Below are 21,900 nucleotides of genomic sequence, written 5' to 3'. Positions count from 1 at the left end.
ATCGGGTTCACCCGTGCGCGTCACGGAGGTCGCCCGACGGTGCGATGTGCCCGTTCGGCCTGACCCGGACGGGCCATGCGCGGTGTCCGAGCGGTCAGGGGTGGTGCCCGAGCGGTCGGACCCGGCGGCCGTACCGATCAATGGTCTGGACCAACTAGCGTCGGTCGGGCGGCAGTTGCCCCTGTGGATTCTTTGCGTGGGCATGGCGTGACGGGGGAGTGAACTGGGCGTAAATATCGCCATTTTGGCTATGAAGGCGCCCAATTCAATTGTTGACAGCTGGAGTTGGTCTAGTCCATTTTGGTGGTACGCAAGTTCGACTGGGGGCGGGCGCGACACGCGCTGCCCCGGCGGACCTGAAGTGGTCCCGGCCAACCACGGCGTGGAGACCTGCCGCCGGAAGAGAGAACCCGACCTTGGAGCACCACATGGCAGCGAGCGACCGCTACCTCCACCGAGCCCCCTCGGACGTCCCGTACTTCAGCGCGGACGCCGACACGTACCTGGCGCAGACACAGCTGAGGGACCTGAAGAAGACGCGCCCGCTCAGGGTCCTGTCCGAAGAGGACTTCGCCCACTGGCAGACGTACGGCTACGTCGTCGTGAAGCAGGCCATCTCGTCCGAGGCCGCCAAGGACCTCCTCGACTTCGCCTGGGAGTTCCAGGGCCTGGACCGCGGCCGCCCCGACACCTGGTACGAGGACCGCGAGTTCCGCTCGGACCTCGACCGCGAACTGCACGTCTACGGCTTCGTCGAGGCCTACCACCACCAGCTCATCTGGGACAGCCGCCAGACCCAGCGGGTGTACGACGCGTTCGTCGACGTGTGGGACTGCGAAGAGCTCTGGGTGACCCTGGACCGGCTCAACCTCAACCCGCCCAACGTCAGGAACCGCTCGCGCTCCCTGATCGCGCCCACCGAGCGCGGCTTCGACATCAACCTCCACTGGGACGTCGACACCACCCTCGGCGTGCTGCCCCAGCGCGTCCAGGGGATCATCGCCCTGGACGACACCCGGCAGGAGCACGGCGGCTTCCAGTGCTGCCCCGAGCTGTTCCGGCAGTTCGACCGGTGGAAGGCCCTCCAGCCCGACGACCGCGACCCCATACGCCCCGCGATCGACCGCGACGAGATGCCCGTGGTCCGCCCGGAGCTGGCAGCCGGTGACCTGCTGATCTGGAACGGCCTGCTCGCCCACGGTGTCGCGCCCAACACCTCGAAGGACGGCGTCCGCGCGGTCCAGTACCTCTCGATGATGCCCGCCCTGGAGTCCCACGAGACGCTGCGCCGCTCCCGCGTCGACTCCTGGAGCAACCTGAGCACCCCGGAGTGGAACGCCACGCTCCTCGGGGACGCCCACAAGCACGAGTCCCTGCGGTACGGCACCGCGGCACTCAACGACCTGGGGGCCAAGCTGCTCGGCCTCAAGTCCTGGAACGGGGAAGCCGCATGCGACGCATCTGCCTGACACTCCCCACCAACAGGGCCTGCCCCGACACGATCGCGGCGATCGGCGAGGAAGCCGCGTACGCGGCCGCGCACTTCGACGTCGAGGTGCACCTGCTGGTCCTGGACTCCTCCGACGCCGCCACGTTCGCCGGGCACGCCCGCGCGGCACGCGCCCTTCCGGCCGTGCCCGGCGTCGTCGTGCACCACCTCGACGAACCGACGCAGCGCGACTTCCTGCGCAGGACGATCGCCGCGGCCGGCGTCGCCAAGCCCGACCTGGTCCTCGACCTGATGCTCCCCGACGGCCTCTCCTACGGCGCCTGCACCAACCGCGCCTTCCTCATCGCCGCCGCCCTCGGCTGCGAGTCCGTCCACCGCAGGGACTCCGACAGCCGCTACCAGAGCGTCGACGGCGAGCCCGTCTTCCCCGTCCACCACGAACTGATGTCGCTCGGCAGGCCCGCGGCGGAGGCGGCGCGCGGCGTCACCGAGACCGTCCTCGACGACCGCCACGCGCACAAGCGCGTGGCGATGGTGGGCAGCTCCTTCGTGGGCGAACTCTCCGTCGACATCGGCGAGATCCAGCGCATCGACCCGGACGTCTACCACGACGTGGTCAGCCTCTGGGCGCCCACCGACTGGAGCGCCGAACAGAAGCGCGAGCTCGTCGAGGAGTCCTTCCGCGGAGCGGGCACCGAGCCCTTCGCCCGCGACCACGCCACGCTCACCCTGGTCGACCCGATGCGCGTCGACATGTGCAACATCAGCTTCCACGGCGTGCACGAACGCGTTCCGCTGCCGCCCGCGACCGACACCATCGGCAGCGACTACTTCCTCATCCACCTGGTCCACGACGCCGCGCTGCCCGGCGTCCTGCACAACCGCAACATCGTCAACTTCTACACCGCGGAACGCAGGACTGACGCCGGTTTCCTCGCGTACCAAACGCGTTTCGCCAAGTTCTTCCTCTCGATGCTCTACTTCAACCACGTCTACGACCGGATGACCGCGGCCGGCGAGGCACTCCTCGACGAGAACGGGCACGTCCGCGCGCCCGTCGTCGCCGGGTTCGCCCGGGAGAGCGCCCTGCTCGACCAGTCCGAGAACATCGACCGCCTGGACCGCCTCGACACGTCCTACCGCCGACTCGGCGGCAGGTACGCCGAGTTCGCCGACCACCTCGCGGCGCGCCGCGAACGCCTCCTCGACGAGGCGCGCGGCGACATCGAGGACTTCGCCCTGCTGGTCGAGGCGTGGGAACCCCTGGTGCGCGCGAGCAGGGACACGGGACCGCTCCCCACGGTGGAGCACTCCGGATGAGCGCGACGACGGCCCGCGGGCCGCGGGAGGTCCACGGCTCGTTGGCCGAGTACGACGCCGCGCCGCTCCTCGACGCCCTGGCGGCCGCCCAAGAGGACCAGATCGTCTTCGACCTGACGGGCATCGAGGAACGCTACGAAGCGCTGCGCCGCGAACTCCCGGGAGTCGCCGTCCGCTTCGCCATGAAGGCGTGCCCGGTGGACGAGGTGCTCGCCCGTCTGGCGCTGCGCGGCTGCGGAGTGGACGCGGCGAGCCCCCGCGAGGTGGAGCAGGCGCTGGCCGCCGGTGTGCCGATCGACCGGATGCACTACGGCAACACGGTCAAGTCGGACCGGAACATCGCCGACGCGTTCCGGCTCGGCATCAGGGACTTCGCCACCGACAGCCTGGAGGACGTGCGGGCCGTGGCGGAACACGCCCCGGGCAGCCGGGTGTTCTGCCGGCTCGCGACGAGCGGCGAGGGAGCGCTCTGGGGACTCAGCAACAAGTACGGATGCTCGCCCGACGACGCCGTGAAGGTGCTGGAGACGGCGCGCGACCTGGGCCTCGTGCCCGCCGGTCTCTCCGTGCACGTCGGCTCCCAGCAGATGACGGCCGAGGCCTGGCGCGGCGCCTTCGACCTCATCGCGGAGGTCCTCGACGCCCTCGCCCCGCGCGGGATCGCCCTGGACCACGTCAACCTCGGCGGCGGGCTGCCCGCGCGCGGGTACCGCGACAAGCACGGCACGCCGCTCGACCCCCCGATGGACAAGATCTTCGCCGTCATCCGCGAGGGCATGGCCCGCCTCGGCGGGATCCCCGGCCACCGCCTCGACTTCGTCGTCGAGCCGGGGCGCCATCTCGTGGCCGACCACGGGGCGATCCGCGCGCACGTCTCGCGTCTGTCCGCGCGGCGCGGGCCCGACGGCGAGCGCCGGTACTGGCTCTACCTGAGCTGCGGGAAGTTCAACGGCCTCTACGAGATGGACCAGTTGCAGTACCGGCTGGTCTTCCCCTCGCACCACGACGCCGAGTCCGTCCCCGCCGTGGTGGCGGGCCCCACCTGCGACAGCGACGACGCCTACTCCCACGAGCACGGACTGATCCCGGTGCCCAAGGAGCTGGCGTCGGGCGACCCCGTGTGGGTGCTCTCCAGCGGCGCGTACGCGACGAGCTACATGACGCAGGGCTTCAACGGCTTCAGCCCGCTTCCGTACACCTGGATCGAGGGCGAGAGCGCATGATCGACGACATACGCGTACGTCCCATCGCCGACGGCGACTGGGACGGCATCGCGGCGCTGGAGTCCCGCGCCTACAGCCCCCTCGGCCTCTCCGAGGGCCGGGCCGAGCTGGAGTCCCGGATGCGCGCGTCGCCCTCCACGTGCTTCGCGCTCGACCTGGGACGGCAGTTCGCGGGCTATGTGCTGGCCCTGCCCTACCCGGAGTCCGAGTACCCGGACCTGCGCGGGACCGAGGGGGGAGCGGCGCTTCCCTCGCGCAATCTGCACCTGCACGACATGGTCGTCGCGGAGCACGTGCGGCACAGGGGGCTCGGGCGCCATCTCCTCGGGCACCTCACCACGACGGCCCTGGCGCAGGGGTACGAGCGGATCTCCCTGATCGCCGTCGGCGGCAGCGAGACGTTCTGGTCGGCCCGCGGCTTCACCGCCCGGGAGGGCGCCGCCCCCACCGGTTACGGCCCGACCGCCGTGTATATGTCCAAGACGGTGACGGCCGGTGTGCCGTCGCCGGGAGAAACGGAAATGTGGGCTGATGCGGGTGCTTCGCGTGCGTGATCCCTTCCACCGCGGCCAGTTGGCGATCGCGGCCCTGTTCTGCTCGCTCGGCTTCCAGTACGCGACCTGGGCGTCGCGGATCCCCGCCATCAAGACGGACCTCGACCTGACCGCGGCGGAGGTCGGCGTGCTCCTGATGGCCGCCGGGGTCGGCGCGGCCGTGTCGTTCCCCGTGGTGGCGGTGCTGATGAGGCGCCTGGGCTCGCAGCGCCTGGCGCTGGTCTCCGCGCTCCTCCTCGCCCTGATCCTCCTGGCGCTCGCCGCGGCGCCCAACTACCCCGTGGCGCTCCTGGTGATGTGCGTCGACGGCGTCCTCGTGGGCTGTCTGAACGTGGCCATGAACGCGCAGGGCGCCGCGCTGGAGAGCCGGTACGAGCGCAACGCCATGGCCCGGCTGCACGCGACGTTCAGCGGCGGCTCCCTGCTCGCCGCGCTGGTCGCCTCCGGCATGAACGCGGTGACCTCGACGGTGGCCGTGCACTTCGGCGCGGCCGCGCTGCTGATGCTGCTGCTGGTGGGCTTCGCGCGCACCGGCCTTCTGACGGACGATCGGTCCGCGGGGGCGCGGACCGGGGAGGCGGCGGAGGGGGAGCAGGAGCAGGCGGCGAAGAAGAAGTCCCGCAAGTGGACCATGCCGACCCGCGTGACGCTGTGGATGTGCGTGGCCATGGCGTTCGGCACCGTCACCGAGGGCTCCATGAACGACTGGTCGGCCCTCTATCTCAAGGACGTCGTCGACGCCTCGCCCGAACTGGCGCCCCTGGGCATCGCCGTCGTCTCCGGAATGATGGTCGTCGCCCGCCTCTTCGCCGACGGCTGGCGCAGCCGCTGGGGCGACGGCCGCATCGTCCTGTCCGGCAGCGCGCTGGCCGGCGTGGGTCTGGCCCTCGCCCTGCTCAGCGGTGGCCTCGTGCCGGCCCTGCTCGGCTTCGCCTGTGTCGGACTCGGCATCGCGGCCGTCACCCCGTGCGTCTATGTGGCCGCGGCCGGACAGGGCTCGGACTCGCTGACCCTGGTCGCCGCCATGGGGACGACGGGCCTGCTGGCCGGGCCGCCGCTCATCGGGTTCATCGCGAACGCGAGCAGCCTGGTGTGGGGCCTGGCGGCCGTCGCCGCGTCCGCGCTGATCGTGTCGGCGTGCAGTACGCGGATCACGTGGCCGGCCCCGGGCAAGCGGGCCGCCGAGACCGTCCCGGAGTCGGCCCTGTCCGAATGAGCCCCACCGGAGGTCCGTTCAATCTCGTACTTACCCGAGGGTAGGCGCGCCCGACCCCGTTGTTATACGTTCTGTCTAACAACGGGGTCGCGGCCTGCCGTGCGACGAGGTGCCGTGCCCGCTGCCCGGACGTCTGAGTCAAGGAGCCGCAGCATGGCAAACAGCACTGTTCGGCCGAGTGCCAAGGGCCACTCCCTGCAGGACGAGGCCTCCCCGGAGGGCGACGTCGCCCGGCGGCTGCTCGACTCGGCCGCCGTGCTGGCGTACGACCCGGCGACCGAGGTCGACTGGGAGACGCCGCTGGACCGCGACTGCCACGGCGCGAGCCCGGAGTGGAGCACGCTCTACGGCACCGCCTACTGGCGCGAGATGACCGACGAGCAGCGCAAGGAACTGACCCGGCAGGAAGCCGCGTCGGTGGCCAGCACGGGCATCTGGTTCGAGATGATCCTGCAGCAGATGGTGCTGCGCGACGTCTACGCCAAGGACCCGACCAGCGCCGAGGTCCAGTGGGCGCTCACCGAGATCGCCGAGGAGTGCCGCCACTCCATCATGTTCGCCCGCGGCGCCCAGAAGCTCGGCGCCCCCGCCTACCGCCCGCACCGGTTCGCCACCGAACTGGGCAGGGTCTTCAAGTCCGTTGCCTTCGGCGAGGCCGCCTACGCGGCGATCCTGGTGGCCGAGGAAGTGCTCGACGTCATGCAGCGCGACTGGATGCGCGACGAGCGGGTCGTGCCGTTCGTGCGCACCATCAACAACATCCATGTCGTCGAGGAGTCGCGGCACATGAAGTTCGCCCGCGACCAGACGCGCAGGCGACTGGCGGGCGCGGGCCGGGCACGCCGCCAGATCAACGCCCTGATCATCGCCATCGCGTCGTACGTCATCGTCACCAGCATGGTGAACCGGAAGGTCTACGCGAACGCGGGGCTCGACGAGGAACGCGCGGTCGCCGAGGCGAAGGCCAACGAGCACCACAAGTCCATGATGCGCTCCAGCTGTTCGGGCCTCATGGAGTTCCTGGCGTCGTGCGGTCTGCTGACCAAGCCGGCCCTGGTCTTCTACAAGCGCGCCCACCTGATCTGAGCCGAGCCGGGACGACGGACATGACCTACGCCATCACCCAGACCTGCTGCAGCGACGCCACCTGCGTGGCCGTGTGCCCGGTCAACTGCATCCACCCCACCCCCGAGGAACGGGCGTTCGGCAGCACGGAGATGCTGCACATCGACCCGAAGACCTGCATCGCCTGCGGGGCCTGCGCCGACGCCTGCCCCGTCGACGCGATCTTCCCGGTGGACAGCCTGCCGCTGGCGCAGCAGGAGTACGCCGACATCAACGCGGCCTACTTCGAGGGCGACCCGGCGGACGAGGCGCTCCGACAGGAACCCACGGGCCCGAACTTCCACGCCTGGGGCGAGCCGTCCTTCCCGCGCGTCCTGCCCGCCGACTTCGCGCCGCTGAAGGTCGCCGTCGTGGGCACCGGACCCGCCGGCATGTACGCCGCCCAGGACCTGCTCCTTCACACCAGCGCCGAGGTCACGCTCATCGACCGGCTGCCGGTGGCGGGCGGGCTGGTGCGCTACGGCGTGGCGCCGGACCACCCCGCGACCAAGAAGGTCGGCGAGACCTTCGCCCGCTTCCACGCGCACCCGAGGGTGCGGATGCACCTGGGCCTCGACGTGGGCACCGATGTGACCCCGGAGGAGATCGCGGCCCACCACGACGCGGTGATCTACGCCGTCGGGGCGTCCGCCGACCGCCGTCTGGGGATCCGCGGCGAGGAGCTGTCCGGCAGTATCTCCGCGAGCGCGTTCGTCGCCTGGTACAACGCCCACCCGGACGCGGCGCCGGACGCGATCGACCTGTCCGCGGAGCGCGTGGTCGTCGTCGGCAACGGCAACGTCGCCCTGGACGTGGCGAGGATCCTGCTCGCCGACCCCGACAGCCTCGCCCGCACCGACATCGCCGACCACGCGCTGCGGGCCCTGCGCGGGAGCAGGGTGCGCGAAGTGGTCCTGCTCGCCCGGCGCGGCCCGGAGGACGCCGCGTACACCAGGTCCGAACTCCTTGCCCTCAAGCACCTGCCGGACGTGGACCTGGTCGTCGACGACCGCGACCCCCGCGTCGCGCCCGCCGTCGAAGCGGCCGGTGCCAAGGACAAGGCGGCGGTCCTGAGGGGCGTCACGCGCGCTCGCCCCGACTGGGACGCGCCGCCGGAGCCGGGCCGCAGGATCGTGCTGCGCTTCCACTGCGAACCCGCCGAGGTGATCGGCGCGGACCGGGTGGAGGGCGTGCGCGTGGCGGCGGACGCGGGGGAGCGGACGATACGGGCGGGCCTGATGCTGCGTGCGATCGGCTACCGCGGCCTCCCCGTCGCAGGGCTGCCCTTCGACGAGGCCACCGGTACCGTGCCGCACGAGGGCGGCCGGGTCGCGGGCCTGCCGGGCACCTATGTGGTGGGCTGGATCAAGCGGGGCCCCAGCGGCGGCATCGGGGCCAACCGCACCTGCGCGGCCGAGACCGTCTCCACGCTCCTGGCCGACGCGGTCGCGGGCGCGCTCCCCGCCCCGCGGCACGCGCCGAGGGCGTTCCACCGCCTGGCGCGGCGCCGCAACCGCCACGTCGTCGACGCCAAGGGCCTCGCCCTGATCGAACGGGCCGAGGTGACGCGCGGCCGCGACGCGGGCCGCCCCAGGGTCAAGCTGGCCACGGTGGCGGAGCTCGTCTCCACGGCACGGGCGGGACGCGCCGGGTTGCTGCGCTGACAGGGGACGACCCCCTGCCGCTCGGGGCGGCCGGGGGCGGGAAGGAGTATGCAGGCGCGGCCGCGCCCGGTTCCCCCCTTTGGCGCGGCCGACCCGCCTCAACTATCGCCTCGATGCGCGGGAGTTCACCGAGGACGACAGGAGCATCCGGTCGATGGCGCCCACGTAGGGGCCCTTGTCGAAAGTGCCTCCCCCCACGACTACCCCTGGCACGAGTCCCACACCGATTGAAGTCCGGAGCACCACTCGTGGCCCTCGCGTGGACACCGGTAGCCCGGTGGTTCAGCCGACCGGGGAGGTCTCTTCGGCCGCGTACGCCTCCGGGCCAGGCGCCGCGAGGAGGATGGCGCCGTGAGGGGACCGGCGTCGTCGCACGCCGCACTGTGGCCGGACCGGAGTATGCGCGAGGCCCCGGATTCCTGGTGGAATCCGGGGCCTCGCGTCGCGAGCGCTGGGCAGGCCTTGCACCTGCATTTCCCCGCAGGAAGCGGGGCGTCTTTCCTTGGACGACCAACGCCGGGCCCGCTGCCGTGAGTTCGGCGGCGAGCTCGGGAACGACCGTACCCCAGGGACGGGGCCGCGGGGAAATCGGCCGCTACTGGATGCTGTGGCGGTGCGGATGTCCCGGGTCGGCCGGGCAGGCGAAGACGTTGAGTTCGCCCGCGCGCCCCATGGAGGCGACCTCGGGCATCTCTTGTCCCATGGCTTCCATCGGCCCCAGGGGGCTGTCGCGTCACAGAGGGCGAGACGCCACACCGACGGTTTTGCGCCACCCTGGCCGGAGCGACAGCGTCCGCGATTCTGTCCGCCCTACGATCGCGTGCATGCTGCTGCGTCGGAAGTTGCGGATGGTCATGGCCCTCGTCGTGGCGCTCGCCGCCGCCCTCGTCTGGGCGGTCGGGGGCAGCGCCCGGGCGGCACCGGCCGAGGACGAGAAGCCCTCTCCCGAACGGCAGTTGCTGTTCTACAACCACGCCTATGGCGTGGTCGACCGTGAGACCGCCGACGCCATCGAGCACTCCGCCTATCTGCGGGACTTCGCGAACTTCCAGGTCCGCACCACCACCGGGTCCGACGGGCGGACATGGAAAGGCCGCTATCTGATGGGCCGCGAGACCTACTTCGAACTCTTCGGAGTAGGAGACCTGGCGGGCAAGGACGGCGCCTTCGGCTCCACGGGGATGGGGCTCTCGGTCGAGCGCGCGGGCGACCTGGAGACGGTGGAACAACGCGTACGCGACCTGGGGATCACCCCGAGCGAGTTCCTCCAGACGCGCGACTTCGGCGACGGCGTCCCCGTGCCGTGGTTCGACGGCTTCTTCTCCTTCCCCGCCAACGAGTACGACTCCTTCGGGGCCTGGACCATGGAGTACCGGCCGGAGTACTTCGCCGACCCGCGCGGCAGGACCGAGCCGCCCAACTACCCCGGTGACGTGGGCCGCGAGCGCTACCTGCCCGACGAGTACCGCGACCACCGGATGCGCGACGTGACCTCCGTCCACCTGGCGATGTCCCGGCGCGACGTCGCCAGCACGGTGCCGTTGCTGCGGGCCGGCGGGTTCGTCGTGCGGGACGTACCGGGTGGCGGCGCCGTCGCGGTGCGGGGCGGCACCACGATCCGGCTCGACGCGACGACCCGCGACCAGGCCGGCCTGAAGAAGATCACGTTCTCGCTGAACGAGCCCGCGAAGAAGCGGCACACGGAGCGGATCGGCCGGTCGACGCTGGTCGAGGGCCCCGCAGCCACCGCCGTGTGGACGTTCGACGCCCCCGAGCAGCGGTATGTCCAGTAGCGGTACCCCGAGTGGCGGACACCTGAATCGGCGGGCGCCCGAGCGGACGAAATCCCCCTGAGCGGGAAGCGGTTCGTCCGGTTCGTCACCGATTGCCCTTTGGCCGGAAAGCGCCGTGGCCGCGTCACCACAGCGATGTCAGCATCGACCAACGCCGTTCCGCTCTGCCTTGGGGGAGGCTGATGCCGGTGGAGGACCGTCTCGCGACCGACGGCACGGGCGGGCGCGACGCGCTCGGCATGACGACCGACTACGTCGCGCCCCGTACGCCCACCGAGCACAGACTCGCCGCGCTCTGGAACGCCGGTCTTGCGATCGCGCCCATCGGCGTCGAGGACGACTTCTTCGAACTCGGCGGCGACTCCCTGCTCGCCGCCGAGCTCCAGCTCGCCATCGACCGGGAGTTCGGCGTCGAGGTGCCCGCCGCCGCGCTGTTCCTGACACCCACCATCGCCGCCCTCGCGCAGGCCGTGGAAGCGGCGGCGAGGAACGGCGCGCACCCGGAGCCGACCCGGTGAGCACCGGGCTCCCCGAGGTGAACCTCGCCGATCCGGACCTGTACGCCTACGGAGACCCGCACGCGGCCTGGCGCACGTTGCGCGAGCGCGCGCCCGTCCACTGGCAGCAGGTCACGGACACCCTCGGCTTCTGGTCCGTGACCCGGTACGCGGACGTCGAACGGGTCCTGGAGGACCACGCGGACTTCACCTCCGAACAGGGCACCCTGCTCAGCCTCCTGGGCCGCGACGACCCGGCGGCGGGCCGCCAGATGGCGGTCACCGACCCGCCCCGCCACGACAGGATGCGGGCGCCGCTGCACCGCGCCCTGCGCCTGCGCTCGGCCGAGGCGCACGCCGACCTGATCCGGGCGGGCGTCCGCGCACTCCTGCCCGCGGTCCCGCCCGGCGAGGAGTTCACCTTCGACCTCTCCGCGGCCTGCGCCCAGCTTCCGCTGGTGGTGCTCGGGCCGCTGCTCGGCCTGCCCGCCGCCGACCGGCCCCGCCTGGTGCGCCTGGCGATGATGTGCGCGGCCGAGGACGACCCCGAGCACCAGCTGCCCGGCGGCCCGGCGGCGACCCTGGAGCGCGGACACCGCGAACTGTTCGCGTACTTCGCCGACGTGGTGCGCGCCCGGCGCCGCGGAGGAAAGCCGGCGGACGGCCACGGCGACCTCGTCGACGTCCTCCTCTCCATGGAGGTCGACGGGGAGCGCCTCACCCCCGGCGAGGTCCTGTCCAACTGCTACAGCCTGCTCCTCGGCGCGAGCGTGACCCTCGCCCACGTCCCGCCCGCCACCGTCCTCGAACTGTCCCGCACCGGCCGGTACGCCCACTGGGCCACGCGCCCCGAACTCCTGGACGGCTGCGTCGAGGAGGCGCTGCGCTGGGCCTCGCCCGCCAGCCACTTCATGCGGCACGCGCGCCGCCCGCTCGACCTCGCGGGCGTGCCCGTCGCGCGGGGCGACGCGGTCGTCGCGTGGCTCGGCTCCGCCAACCACGACGCCGCGGTCTTCGCGCACCCCGAAGTCCTCGACCCGTCCCGGCGCCCCAACCGCCATCTGGCGTTCGGCGCGGGCCCGCACTACTGCGCGGGCGCGAGCATCGCCCGGGTCACCCTGCGGCTGTTCTTCGCGGAACTGTTCGCCCGGTACGAGGAGATCGAGGTGACGGGCGCGCCGCGGCGGGCGCGCTCCACGTTCCTCTGCGGCATCACACACCTGCCCGTACGCGTTCGGCCGAGGCGGAAGGAGGTGGCGCGGTGATGGCAGCCACGCCCCGCGGGACAGACGACGGGACAGGCCACGGGACAGCCGGCGCGGAAGGCCGCGCGACCCAGGGGATGTTCGAAGCGACGTACGCCCAGGACCTGTTGGACCTGGTCGAGACGTTGCTTCCGGGGTCCGTCCTGCAGCCGGGCTTCCTGGTCCGCGCCGCCTACCGGGTGGCCGCAGCGGTCGACGAACAGGTGCTGCGGCAGGCACTCGACGACGTGGTCGCCCGCCACGGCGCGCTGCGCACCCTGCTCCTGCGCGACCGCGACGGCGTCCTTCGCCAGCGCGTCATGCCGCCCATGCCCGCCCGCCTCACCGTCGACCGCCTCGCCCCGGAGCAGTCGGACGACGACTGGATCGGCGCGGTCACCACCCGGCCGCACCCGTGCGACGAACCCCCGCTGCTCTGGGCCCACCTGGGCCGCCGCGAGGGCGGTGACGGAACGGCGCTGCTCGTGCTCGTCGCACACCACATCGCGGCCGATGCCTGGTCGCAGGACGTCATCGCCCGCGATCTCGCCGCCGCCTACACCGCCCGGCTGAACGGCGAAGGGCCCCTGCCCGTCGACATCATGCAGTACGCCGACATCGCCGCCGAGGACCGCAGCGACAAGTGGCAGGCCCGGATCGGCGAGGCGCTGCCGTACTGGCGCGACCGGCTCGCCGGTGCCGAAGGCCTCGGCCTGCCCGCCGAGCGGCCGAACGCGCCGCAGGGGCCGACCGCGGTGCACCCCTTCCGGATCGACGACGGGCTGCGCGACGCCGTGCGGTCCGCCGCCCGCCGCGGGCGCACCACGCCGTTCACGCTGCTCCTGACCGCCTTCGTCGGCGCGCTGCTGCCGCCGGGCGACGCGATGGTCCCCGTGATCACCGCGGGGCGCATCCCGTCCGAGTGGGACACCGTCGGCTTCCTGCTCAACGTCCTGCAGATCCGCGTCGACAACCCGGGCCCCGGCGGCCTGGCCGAACTGTGTCCGCGCGTGGACCGGCGGTGCCGCGAGGCGTACGCGAACGACATCCCGCTCGTTCCCGTCCTGCGCCAGAGCCCGCAGCTCCTGGAGCGGATGACCGCGCGGGACCGCGTCGCCCCGGCGTTCCAGATGATCGTGCGCCCGCCGACCCGCGCGTCGGACCGGCCGCCCGCCCTCACGCTCGACCGCGTGCCGCTGGACGCCCAGCCTCCGCTGCCCGTCCCGCTGACCTTCCTGTGGACCATGCGCTGGGACGAGGAGCCGGGCGGGTACGTCACCTACGACGCGAACCTGTTCGGCGCGGCGTGGATGGAGCGGGCGGTGGAGACCTATCTGAACGCCCTGACCGAACTGGTCCGTTGAGGTGGGACGGCCGCCCGTCGGCGAAGAACGCCCCTCCACGGGAAGGTGGTTGAGGGGGCCGTCGTTCGTGGGCAGCCCGCCGCACATCCTGGACCTCGTCGAACCACGGCTCGGCGCCGCCGCGGACGCCGTCGCCGACAGCGAGGGCGTCCTCAGCTACCGCGCCCTCGACGCGGCGTCCCGTGCGGTGGCCCGCCTGCTGCTCGCCCGCGGTGTGCGGCGCGACGAGCCGGTCCTCGTGCACGCGACCGCCTCCCGCTGGACGGTCGCCACGATGCTCGGCGTGCTGCGCGCGGGCAGCCGCTATGTGCCCGTCGACGCGGGCTTCCCCGAGGGCCGCCAGCGCGACATGGCGCGGCGGAGCGGCGCCCGCGTCGCGCTCGTACCGGACGTGCCGGGGGAGTCCGGTGCACAGCAGTCCCGCTTGGGCGAGGACGGTCCCGAGTGCGTCCCCTGCGGCCCCGCGGACCTCGACTCCGCGGCCGACGACACGTTCACCGGGCGGCGCGGCACTCGCGCGTACACGTGCTTCACCAGCGGCTCGACCGGCCTGCCCGAGCCCGTCACGGTGCCCGCGACCGCCCTGGGCTGGTCCACCGCCGCGCGCCTGAGCCACTATGCGGACCCGGTCGGCGTGTTCCTGCTCTGCTCGTCGATCTCCTTCGACAGCTCCATGGCGGGCATCTGGTGGACCCTCGCCACCGGCGGGCTGCTCGTCGTTCCCGCGGGGCGTCCGGGGGACCTCCTTGCCACGGCCCGCGCGGCCGAACGCCACGGCGCCACACACCTGTTGATGGTCCCCTCGCTGTACGGGGCGGCGCTGCGCGGCGGGCTCGCGCCCCGCCTGCGGACGCTCACCACCGTGATCGTGGCCGGTGAGAGCTGCCCGCCCGCCCTCGTGGCCCGGCACCTGGCCGAACTCCCGCACGCGAGGCTCCACAACGAGTACGGGCCGACCGAGTGCACGGTGTGGGCGACCGTCCACACCTGCACCGCCGCCGACGCACGCGCCCGCACGGTCCCCATCGGGCGGCCCGTCGCGGGAGTCTCCGCCCACCTCGATCCGGGCGCGGACGGCGGCCCGGGGGAGCTGTGCCTCGCGGGCCCGGGCCTGGCCGACATCGGCACGGACCGCGCGCGGACCCGCTTCGTCACCCGCGACGGCACCCGCTGCTTCCGCACCGGGGACCTGGTGACGGTCGGGGACAGCGGCGAACTCCTCTTCCACGGACGCTCCGACCACCAGCTCAAACTCGGCGGCCTGCGCGTCGAGCGCGGCGAGATCGAACAGGCCCTCACCGCGTGCGACGGCGTCGTCGAGGCGGGCGTCGGCGTCACTACGACGGGGCGGCCGCGCCCGGTCGGCTTCGTCGTCACCGCCGCCGACGAGGCGCTCGACGTACAGCGGATCCGCACCCAGCTCCTGCGGACCCTGCCCACGACCGCGCTGCCCGCCCGCGTCATCGCCGTGCCCGCGCTGCCTCGCCTGCCCAACGGCAAGATCGACCACGGCACGCTGGACCACTGGGCGGCCACCGGAAAGTGACCGCGGCCCCGCGATGAACCCTGCGCGTCGGGCGATGAACCCCTGGTGAACAAGCGGCGCCCTCGCGCAACGGACTCCGGAGGGACGCGTCTGACCTGGGTGAGGTGGGAACGCCACCGGCGGCACACGCAGTGCCGTACGCGCCACTGAACTCCCTGGAGACACCGGCATGTTCGCTCGTTCGTCACGGACCCACGGCCTCCGCCCGCTCGGCGTCGCCGCCGCGCTGGCCTGTACGGCCGCGGTCCTCGGATTCACCGGCCCGCAGGCGCGGGCCGCCGACGCCACGACCGCGACGGTGGAGGCCGTCTCCGGCTCGCGCCTGAGCTACACCGCGGCCCCGGGCCAGGTCAACGACGTGACCGTGACCACCAAGTACCGCGCGATCGACGAGTGGGAGGGCGTCTACGACGTCACCATCGACGACCGCGTGGCCATCACCGTGACGGGGGGCGCCGAGTGCGCCTACCCGAACGCGGCCGACCGCACCACCGTGAAGTGCACCATCGCGGACCCCGGCGACAGGGCGTCCGACCTCATCACCCTCGGCAGCTACCTCGGGGACAAGGACGACAGGCTGACCGTCGCCGCGGGCAACCACGCCTACCTCCAGACCCACGGCGGCACCGGGAACGACGTCCTCAAGGGGGACGGCAGCACCTCCCAGTACGGCGAGGACGGCGCCGACCGTCTGGAGGGCGGCGGTGGCGTCTATGGAGAGGGCTCCTTCGGCGGCGCGGGCGACGACACGCTGACCCGCTGCCGCTACGACTGCGACGGCGGCGCGGGCAACGACACCCTGACGGGCGTCTCGGGCGGCCAGGACCACACCCTGACCGGCGGCGACGGGAACGACACGGTTCGCGGCAGCAAGGACGGCGAGAAGATCCTCGGCGGCCGCGGCAACGACAAGCTGTACGGAGAGGCGGGCGACGACGTCATCTACGGCAACAGTGGCGACGACCTGCTGCACGGCGGTCCGGGCAACGACACCCTCTCGGGCGGCCCCGGCACGGACAAGGTGTACCAGGACTAGATACCAGGACCGGTTACCAGGACGAGGCCCGTCAGGACCGGTCGCTCGCGGCGGCCACCGCGGCCAGTTGGGACCTGAGGGTTCCGGCGCGGGGCCGCAGGGAGCCGTCGAAGGCGGCGGAGCCGATCGTGAAGGCGTCGGCTCCGGCCGCCGCGAGTTCGCGTATCCGATCGGTGCCGGTGATGGAACCGGCGACGACGAGACGGCCCGTGGTCGCGGCGCGGGCGGCGCGGACCAGGGCGAGCGGTTCGGCGTCGACGGCACGGTACGCGAGCAGGTCGACGCCCGCGCAGCCCGCCGCCTCGGCCCGCCGGCAGTCGTCGGCGACGCGCGCCGGATCACCTGCCAGGCGCGTGGGATGGCCCAGTGGCTCTCCGGCGAAGGGCAGGTACCGGACGGACGTGCCCTCCAGGAGGGCGAGGGTCTCCTCGATCCAGGTGCCGCCCATGAGCCAGTCGACGCCGAGTTCGACGGCGGTGCGCACCGAGGCGAGGGCCTGCTCGCGGTCGGTGCTGACGACTTCGAGGTAGGTCGTCGCCCCCAACTTCCTGAGTGAGGCGTGCAGGCGGGACAGCGTCCCGCGGTCGACCCCGACGTCCTTGAACCCGATGTGGGTGATGTCGAGGCCCCGCACGGCGTCGAGCACGTCGAGGCAGTCGGTGACGGTGCGGTCGTCGCGGGTGAGCATGAAGATGAAGTCCACGGTGGTCCTCCGGCTCGGACGGTTCAGACGGCGGTGAGGCGGGCGGCGTGCCGCAGGGCGGTGAGCAGGCTGGTGGGGTCGGCCCTGCCCAGGCCCGCGATGTCGAAGGCCGTGCCGTGGTCCACGCTGGTGCGGACGAAGGGCAGCCCGACGGTGACGTTCACGCCGTGCTCGAGGCCGAGGTACTTGACCGGGATGAGGCCCTGGTCGTGGTACTGGGCGACCACGGCGTCGAACTCCCCGGCGCGGGCGCGCATGAAGACGGTGTCGGCCGGCCACGGGCCGCTGGCCAGGATCCCCTCGCCCTGTGCCGCGCGGACCGCGGGGGCGATGACGTCCAGGTCCTCGCGGCCGAACAGGCCGTTCTCGCCCGCGTGCGGGTTCAGGCCCGCGACCGCGATGCGCGGCGCGGACAGGCCGCCGCGCACCAGCGTGCGATGCGTGAGCCGGATGACGCCGAGTTCCCGCTCGGTGTCGATCGCGTCGATCGCGGTGCGCAGGGACTGGTGCACGGTCACGAGCACCACCCGCAGGTCGTCGTTGACCATCATCATCGCGTAGTCGCGGGTGCCGGACAGGTCCGCGAGGATCTCGGTGTGCCCGGGGTGGGGGACACCCCCCAGGCGCAGCGCCTCCTTGTTGATCGGCGCGGTCACCAGGGCGCGCACCGCGCCGTCCAGGGCGAGTTCGACGCCGCGGCGGACGTACGCGAAGGACGCGGCGCCCGCCCGCGCGTCGACGGCGCCCCACGGCAGGTCGGCGGGCAGGTCGCTCCCGGCGATGACGTCCACCGTGCCCGGTGCGTACGTCGCCTGTGCCACGGAGGCGACGGGGCGCGGGGTGAGGCCGGTGCCGGCGAACGCGTCGGCGCGGGCGAGGACGTGGGGGTCGCCGATGACGACGACGGGCACGGTCCGCCGGGGGTCGGCGCACGCCTTGAGCGTGATCTCGGGGCCGATGCCGCAGGGGTCCCCCATGGTGAGGGCGATCGGGGTCACGCGTGCTCTCCTCGCGGTCGCGGGGGTGGGGCGGCGGGGTGCCGGACGAGGTGGCACAGCCGCAGGAGCAGGTCGTCGTCGCCGAAGCCGCCCGCCTTGACGAGCACGGGCAGGCCGGGCCGTTCGAGCGGGGTGCCGCGGGCGACGCCGGGCTCGGGCTCGTCGGTCAGGTCGATGCCGGTGATGCCGAGGGCGCCGAGCGCGGTCGCGGCGGTCTCGCCGCCGGTGACGACGAGCGCGTCGACGCGGCGCTCGTCGGCCAGGGCGCGGACGTGTCGCGCGAGCGAGCGGCCGAGGGCCCGCGCGACGGGCGCGGGGCGGCGTGCGTCGGGCGTCTGAAGGGTGAGGACCGGAGCCGTCAGGGACCGCAGCGCCCGGGCCTCCGCGGCCGGGTCGCCGCCGACGGTGATGCCCTGGACCTCCGCGCGGGCGCGGAGCGCCGCCAACTGCCGTCTGGTCGCGGGGTTGGCGCTGCCGACGGCGACGAGCGGCCGCCGGGCGGGCGGGGGCGTCGCGACCGCGCCGCCGTCCGTACGCGCGCACCGCCGGGCCAGGGCGGCCGCGAGCCCGGGCGAGCCGACCCAGAGCACGTCGGCGACGTCGGGCACCGCCGCCACCAGGCGGTCGAGGTCGGCGTCGGTGCGGGCGGAGCAGACGATCAGGGCGCCCCTGTCGATGAGTCGGGGCAGCTCCGCCACGCCGTCGGGCTCGGCGGGCACGGCTTCGGGGAACACCGCCGCGAGGTCCGAGCACCGCACGGGGTGCGCCGGATCGCGGGCGTACGCGCTCTCGTGGACCGGCACACCGCGTACGTACTGGACCCCCGCCACCGTCTCCCTGCCCTCGGCGGGGAAGGCCGGGGCGAGGACGACGGCGCGGCGCCGCGAACCCGCCCACGCCGCACGGACCTCCGCGGCGACATGCCCGCGCAGGGTGGAGTCGACGGTCTTGAGGAGGAGCCGGGAACCGGCGCACAGGCGCGCCGCCCGCTCGGCGCGCGCCGCGGCCGCCGTCTCGCCCAGGAGCCGGGTTCCGAGGTCCACCGCGGTCACGCCCGGACCGCCCGGGAGCGGTGCCGCCGGAGCGGAGAACAGGATGCGTGCGGTGTGGCCGACCCGGCGGAAGGGCGCGGCGCCGTCCCCGGCGCTGGTGAGATCGTCCGCGAGGACGGCGATGCCGCCGTGCCGGGGACCGTCGAGCGCTGTCATGCCCCATCTCTCCGTCGTCGGACGACTGTGACGGAATCAAGGGTCGTGCAGCCAAAAGGCCTGGACAAACGATTCATTGTCACAGGAGCCGTGACTAGAGTTCACGGATGCGCTGGCCGGCCCTGCCCCCTGTGAACACCCTGCTGCCCTTCGAGGCGACCGTCCGCCACGCGAGCATGACCGCGGCGGCGCGGGAACTGCACGTGACGCACGGCGCGGTGAGCCGTCAGATACAGAACCTGGAGAGGGCTCTCGGCGTGTCGCTCTTCGTGCGAGGGGCACGCACCCTGCGGCCGACCCCGCAGGCGCGTCAACTGGCCGCGGTCGTCAGGGACGCGCTCGACCAGATCGACGGGACCGCCCGGCAGATCTCGCGGCGTACGCCCAAAGGGCCGCTCACCCTCTCGTGCGAGCCCACGCTCCTGATGCGCTGGCTGATCCCGCGGCTGCCGGATCTGACCCAGAGCGTGCCGGAGGTCACCGTCCATCTGTCGGCGGGCGGCGGCCCCGTCTTCTTCGAGCGCGACGGCATCGATCTCGCGATCCGCAGGGACGACTTCCCGCTGCCCGAAGAGGCAAGCCGCACACGGCTGTTCGGGGAGCGGATCGGGCCCGTCTGCCGTCCCGATCTGGCCCCGCGCCTGACCTCCGGCGCCGGGGTGACGGGTGCCGTCCTGCTGCACACCGGAACGCGGCCGCGGGCCTGGGACGACTGGCGCGGCATCACCGGTCTGAGCGCGGAGCCCGGCTCCGAGCAGACCCTCGAACACTTCTATCTGACGCTCCAGGCCGCCACGGCGGGCGTCGGCGTCGCGATCGCCCCGTACGCCGTCGTCCACGACGACCTGGCGCGGGGGCAACTCGTCGCCCCCTTCGGCTTCGTGCCCGACGGAACCAGCTACCACCTGCTCAGCCGCCGCCCGCCCGAGCAGGACGAGAGGGTCGGGCGGCTGACGTCGTGGCTGCTCGCCAGGGCGGCCGGGCTGGAGGGCGCCGCCGGTTCGGGCGGGTCAGCCCTCTGATCCTCCGGCTCCCTCGGCGTGGGCCGCGATCTCCGCCAGGGACAGGCCCAGTTCGTCGTGGAGGAACCGGACGACGGTCCAGTGCGGCAGCGCGTCCTCGTCGAAGGGCCCGAACGCGGCGGTGTACAGGGGGATCCAGCGCAGCGCCTCCTCCGCGGCCGTCGCGCGCCCCGGCGCCTCCTGGTAGGCGTCGTACGAGATGCTGCGGTGGTGGATGAAGTGGCCGCCGGGGAGCCGCTGTTCGCACAGTTCGCGGTACTCGCGGGTCTGCAGGATGAGGTAGTGCCAGATCTCGTCGATGTCCTGCTCGACGGGGAGGAACAGGCCGCCGAGCCGGTCGGGGTGGCGGGAGACCAGGTAGAGGTAGCGGAGGCACTCGCGGACCTGGTGGGTGACGTACGGGATGCTGGGGGCGACGGGCTTCGTCGCGAAGTGCCGTACCACTTCCTCGTGGAGCTCGGCGCCGAGCAGCTCCTCGGCGGTGGGGGCCGCGGCGGCGGTGGTGTCGGCGGGCGGTGCGGTCGTGTGCATGGGGGATTCCTGTCGGTCGTCGCTAGGGCGTGGTCAGCCAGGCGTACTTGCCGGAGCGTCCGATCGGTATGTGCGTGCGGTGCTCGACGCGGCAGCGGCGGCCGGTCAACTCCCCGGCCGAGGCGGCCAGTTCGGCTTCCTCGCCGGGGGTGAGCGGTGCGCCGTCGAAGGTCGTGCACCACAGGCGGGCGTGGTCCTCGCCGGTCAGGTGCAGCTGGTGCAGGAAGACGCGGGACGAGACGGCGGCGACGCGTGTGTCGAGATCGGCCTGGGCGACCGGTCCGGCGGGCGTGGGCAGCAGCTCCTTCTCGCGGCCGCAGAAGGAGGCGATCTTCTCCGGGTCGGTGCCGCCGTCGTGGGTGCGGACGCAGTCGCCGGAGCGGTAGCGCACCAGGGGCATGTACGGGTTGCGCACGCTGGTGACGATCAGGCTGTGGATGCCGCTGCCCTGCTCCACCGGGATCAACTCCACGCTCATGTCGTGCAGATAGGGCCGGTAGCGGCCGTCCGCCTCGCTGTAGAAGAGGTAGCCCAGCTCCGTGCTGCCGAAGAGGTCGACGACGGGGCAGTCGAAGTGGTCGCGCAGATACGCGCGGACGTTCAGCGGCGTGTACTCGTACGCGTGGATGATGCCGGACGGCCGGGGGAAGGCGTCCCACAGGTCCCACTCGGCGACCTTCCCGACCAGGTGCGCCAGGTGGTAGCCGGAGCAGTCGAGGAGGTACGCGCCCCGGGGGTGCGCGGCGGCCGCCTCCCGGATCTCCTTGAGGATGCGCTCGACCTCGGGACGCTCCCAACCGGCCGGGTCCAGACGGCGGTTGAGGTACAGCGTGCGGTCGTCGAGCCAGCGCTCGCCCGGCGTCGTGCCCGGCTTGGCGGCGTTGACGCGGGCGACGTGTTCGGTGGCGAGCACGGTGGTCAGGGAGACTCGGCGGGCACCCTCGTGCCAGAGGGCGCCGAGGTCGGGGTGCTCGCTCCACAGGCGGTAGTAGGAGCGGAGCAGGAAGTACGGCGGCCGGATGAGCTGCATGCGGGCGTGGTTGGTCCCGGTGGACAGGACGAACTCGGCCTCGCCCGTCTCCAGGGCGCGGGACAGCTCGGGGGTCATCCAGTTGGCGGGGAAGTCCCGGGCGATCTCCGGCTTCTCCAGGATCGGGAAGTCGCCGCGCTCGACGGACGCGCGGTAGAGGGGGATGTCGCGGATCCGGTCCAGGACATCGGTGCTCGGCAGGGGGTTCGAGCCGGGCAGGCGGTTCGAGCCGGGCAGGCGGTTCAAGAGGGCTCCGGTGGGGGCGGGGGGGGAAGGAGGGGCGGGGCGGGGCCCCCGGGGGGGCCCCCCCCCCCCGGCCGGCCCGGGGTAGGTGGATCCGCCCCGCGGGTCGGGGGGGGGGCCTGCCCCCCGGCTGGGGGGGGCCCCGCGAACACCC

General features: G+C 72.9%; 19 protein-coding genes. 14 read left to right on the top strand and 5 right to left on the bottom strand.

The features are described from left to right. Positions 1-428 precede the first annotated feature (428 nt). From ACZ4D5_RS15155 to ACZ4D5_RS15095, 13 genes are all read left to right on the top strand, one after another. Positions 429-1,469, top strand: a complete 1,041-nt coding sequence (locus ACZ4D5_RS15155) for a phytanoyl-CoA dioxygenase family protein (RefSeq protein WP_467772806.1) — start codon at positions 429-431, stop codon at positions 1,467-1,469. Continuing rightward, entirely contained in the window at positions 1,451-2,770 is a 1,320-nt protein-coding gene (locus ACZ4D5_RS15150) for a DUF6271 family protein (protein WP_467772805.1), read from the top strand. Before ACZ4D5_RS15155 ends, ACZ4D5_RS15150 begins: the two co-directional genes overlap by 19 nt. Next, complete coding sequence (locus tag ACZ4D5_RS15145) at positions 2,767-3,993, top strand: type III PLP-dependent enzyme (protein ID WP_467772804.1); 1,227 nt, start codon at positions 2,767-2,769, stop codon at positions 3,991-3,993. Before ACZ4D5_RS15150 ends, ACZ4D5_RS15145 begins: the two co-directional genes overlap by 4 nt. Further along, positions 3,990-4,547, top strand: coding sequence for a GNAT family N-acetyltransferase (locus ACZ4D5_RS15140; RefSeq protein WP_467772803.1), 558 nt, complete (start codon positions 3,990-3,992; stop codon positions 4,545-4,547). The genes ACZ4D5_RS15145 and ACZ4D5_RS15140 overlap by 4 nt, the downstream gene beginning before the upstream one ends. Further along, positions 4,525-5,763 (top strand): MFS transporter, encoded by a 1,239-nt coding sequence (locus ACZ4D5_RS15135; RefSeq protein ID WP_467772802.1) that lies wholly within the window; start codon positions 4,525-4,527, stop codon positions 5,761-5,763. Before ACZ4D5_RS15140 ends, ACZ4D5_RS15135 begins: the two co-directional genes overlap by 23 nt. Positions 5,764-5,916: 153 nt before the next feature. Continuing rightward, the gene (locus ACZ4D5_RS15130) at positions 5,917-6,849 is read left to right on the top strand and encodes an AurF N-oxygenase family protein (protein WP_467772801.1); all 933 of its coding nucleotides are present in this window, start codon (positions 5,917-5,919) and stop codon (positions 6,847-6,849) included. 20 nt (positions 6,850-6,869) lie between these two features. Then, the gene (locus ACZ4D5_RS15125; protein WP_467772800.1) at positions 6,870-8,531 is read left to right on the top strand and encodes an FAD-dependent oxidoreductase; all 1,662 of its coding nucleotides are present in this window, start codon (positions 6,870-6,872) and stop codon (positions 8,529-8,531) included. A gap of 824 nt (positions 8,532-9,355) precedes the next feature. Further along, the gene (locus ACZ4D5_RS15120) at positions 9,356-10,324 is read left to right on the top strand and encodes a DUF5829 family protein (RefSeq protein ID WP_467772799.1); all 969 of its coding nucleotides are present in this window, start codon (positions 9,356-9,358) and stop codon (positions 10,322-10,324) included. A 182-nt stretch (positions 10,325-10,506) separates the two neighbouring features. Next, a complete protein-coding gene (locus tag ACZ4D5_RS15115) occupies positions 10,507-10,842 on the top strand; it encodes a phosphopantetheine-binding protein (protein WP_467772798.1) in 336 nt (111 codons plus the stop codon). Beyond that, on the top strand, positions 10,839-12,086 hold the full coding sequence (locus ACZ4D5_RS15110; RefSeq protein WP_467772797.1) for a cytochrome P450: 1,248 nt from the start codon (positions 10,839-10,841) through the stop codon (positions 12,084-12,086). The genes ACZ4D5_RS15115 and ACZ4D5_RS15110 overlap by 4 nt, the downstream gene beginning before the upstream one ends. Beyond that, positions 12,086-13,429 (top strand): condensation domain-containing protein, encoded by a 1,344-nt coding sequence (locus ACZ4D5_RS15105; RefSeq protein ID WP_467772796.1) that lies wholly within the window; start codon positions 12,086-12,088, stop codon positions 13,427-13,429. The genes ACZ4D5_RS15110 and ACZ4D5_RS15105 overlap by 1 nt, the downstream gene beginning before the upstream one ends. A 67-nt stretch (positions 13,430-13,496) precedes the next feature. Next, on the top strand, positions 13,497-14,975 hold the full coding sequence (locus ACZ4D5_RS15100) for an amino acid adenylation domain-containing protein (RefSeq protein ID WP_467772795.1): 1,479 nt from the start codon (positions 13,497-13,499) through the stop codon (positions 14,973-14,975). Positions 14,976-15,144: 169 nt separating this feature from the next. Beyond that, positions 15,145-16,011, top strand: a complete 867-nt coding sequence (locus ACZ4D5_RS15095) for a calcium-binding protein (RefSeq protein WP_467772794.1) — start codon at positions 15,145-15,147, stop codon at positions 16,009-16,011. Between the two features lie 31 nt (positions 16,012-16,042). Here the strand turns inward: ACZ4D5_RS15095 and ACZ4D5_RS15090 are convergent, their stop codons facing one another. Genes ACZ4D5_RS15090 through ACZ4D5_RS15080 form a run of 3 tightly spaced genes read right to left on the bottom strand, consistent with a single transcriptional unit; the run spans position 16,043 to position 18,920 of the window. Continuing rightward, positions 16,043-16,714, bottom strand: a complete 672-nt coding sequence (locus ACZ4D5_RS15090; protein WP_467772793.1) for a HisA/HisF-related TIM barrel protein — start codon at positions 16,712-16,714, stop codon at positions 16,043-16,045. A gap of 23 nt (positions 16,715-16,737) precedes the next feature. Beyond that, positions 16,738-17,712 carry a 4-hydroxythreonine-4-phosphate dehydrogenase PdxA gene (pdxA, locus tag ACZ4D5_RS15085; protein ID WP_467772792.1) on the bottom strand — a complete coding sequence of 325 codons (975 nt, stop codon included), beginning with the start codon at positions 17,710-17,712 and terminating at the stop codon, positions 16,738-16,740. Next, positions 17,709-18,920 (bottom strand): four-carbon acid sugar kinase family protein, encoded by a 1,212-nt coding sequence (locus ACZ4D5_RS15080; RefSeq protein WP_467772791.1) that lies wholly within the window; start codon positions 18,918-18,920, stop codon positions 17,709-17,711. The genes pdxA and ACZ4D5_RS15080 overlap by 4 nt, the downstream gene beginning before the upstream one ends. A 107-nt stretch (positions 18,921-19,027) precedes the next feature. Between ACZ4D5_RS15080 and ACZ4D5_RS15075 the strand changes: the two genes are divergently transcribed. After that, complete coding sequence (locus tag ACZ4D5_RS15075; RefSeq protein ID WP_467772790.1) at positions 19,028-19,942, top strand: LysR family transcriptional regulator; 915 nt, start codon at positions 19,028-19,030, stop codon at positions 19,940-19,942. Here the strand turns inward: ACZ4D5_RS15075 and ACZ4D5_RS15070 are convergent. Then, positions 19,931-20,473 carry a glycine-rich domain-containing protein gene (locus ACZ4D5_RS15070; RefSeq protein ID WP_467772789.1) on the bottom strand — a complete coding sequence of 181 codons (543 nt, stop codon included), beginning with the start codon at positions 20,471-20,473 and terminating at the stop codon, positions 19,931-19,933. The genes ACZ4D5_RS15075 and ACZ4D5_RS15070 overlap by 12 nt on opposite strands. A 22-nt stretch (positions 20,474-20,495) precedes the next feature. Beyond that, a complete protein-coding gene (locus ACZ4D5_RS15065; RefSeq protein ID WP_467772788.1) occupies positions 20,496-21,749 on the bottom strand; it encodes a hypothetical protein in 1,254 nt (417 codons plus the stop codon). Positions 21,750-21,900: the final 151 nt, after the last annotated feature.

It is taken from the genome of Streptomyces sp. NPDC025651 (assembly GCF_055558735.1).
The sequence above is the reverse complement of the archived record's forward strand: the minus strand, read 5'-3'. Positions and strand labels throughout refer to the sequence as shown.

Bases quoted from the DNA above. Each gene is read 5' to 3' on its own strand.
- ACZ4D5_RS15155 (WP_467772806.1), top strand. From the start codon at position 429: ATGGCAGCGAGCGACCGCTACCTCCACCGAGCCCCCTCGGACGTCCCG.
- ACZ4D5_RS15150 (WP_467772805.1), top strand. From the start codon at position 1,451: ATGCGACGCATCTGCCTGACACTCCCCACCAACAGGGCCTGCCCCGAC.
- ACZ4D5_RS15145 (WP_467772804.1), top strand. From the start codon at position 2,767: ATGAGCGCGACGACGGCCCGCGGGCCGCGGGAGGTCCACGGCTCGTTG.
- ACZ4D5_RS15140 (WP_467772803.1), top strand. From the start codon at position 3,990: ATGATCGACGACATACGCGTACGTCCCATCGCCGACGGCGACTGGGAC.
- ACZ4D5_RS15135 (WP_467772802.1), top strand. From the start codon at position 4,525: ATGCGGGTGCTTCGCGTGCGTGATCCCTTCCACCGCGGCCAGTTGGCG.
- ACZ4D5_RS15130 (WP_467772801.1), top strand. From the start codon at position 5,917: ATGGCAAACAGCACTGTTCGGCCGAGTGCCAAGGGCCACTCCCTGCAG.
- ACZ4D5_RS15125 (WP_467772800.1), top strand. From the start codon at position 6,870: ATGACCTACGCCATCACCCAGACCTGCTGCAGCGACGCCACCTGCGTG.
- ACZ4D5_RS15120 (WP_467772799.1), top strand. From the start codon at position 9,356: ATGCTGCTGCGTCGGAAGTTGCGGATGGTCATGGCCCTCGTCGTGGCG.
- ACZ4D5_RS15115 (WP_467772798.1), top strand. From the start codon at position 10,507: ATGCCGGTGGAGGACCGTCTCGCGACCGACGGCACGGGCGGGCGCGAC.
- ACZ4D5_RS15105 (WP_467772796.1), top strand. From the start codon at position 12,086: ATGGCAGCCACGCCCCGCGGGACAGACGACGGGACAGGCCACGGGACA.
- ACZ4D5_RS15095 (WP_467772794.1), top strand. From the start codon at position 15,145: ATGTTCGCTCGTTCGTCACGGACCCACGGCCTCCGCCCGCTCGGCGTC.
- ACZ4D5_RS15080 (WP_467772791.1), bottom strand. From the start codon at position 18,920: ATGACAGCGCTCGACGGTCCCCGGCACGGCGGCATCGCCGTCCTCGCG.
- ACZ4D5_RS15075 (WP_467772790.1), top strand. From the start codon at position 19,028: ATGCGCTGGCCGGCCCTGCCCCCTGTGAACACCCTGCTGCCCTTCGAG.
- ACZ4D5_RS15070 (WP_467772789.1), bottom strand. From the start codon at position 20,473: ATGCACACGACCGCACCGCCCGCCGACACCACCGCCGCCGCGGCCCCC.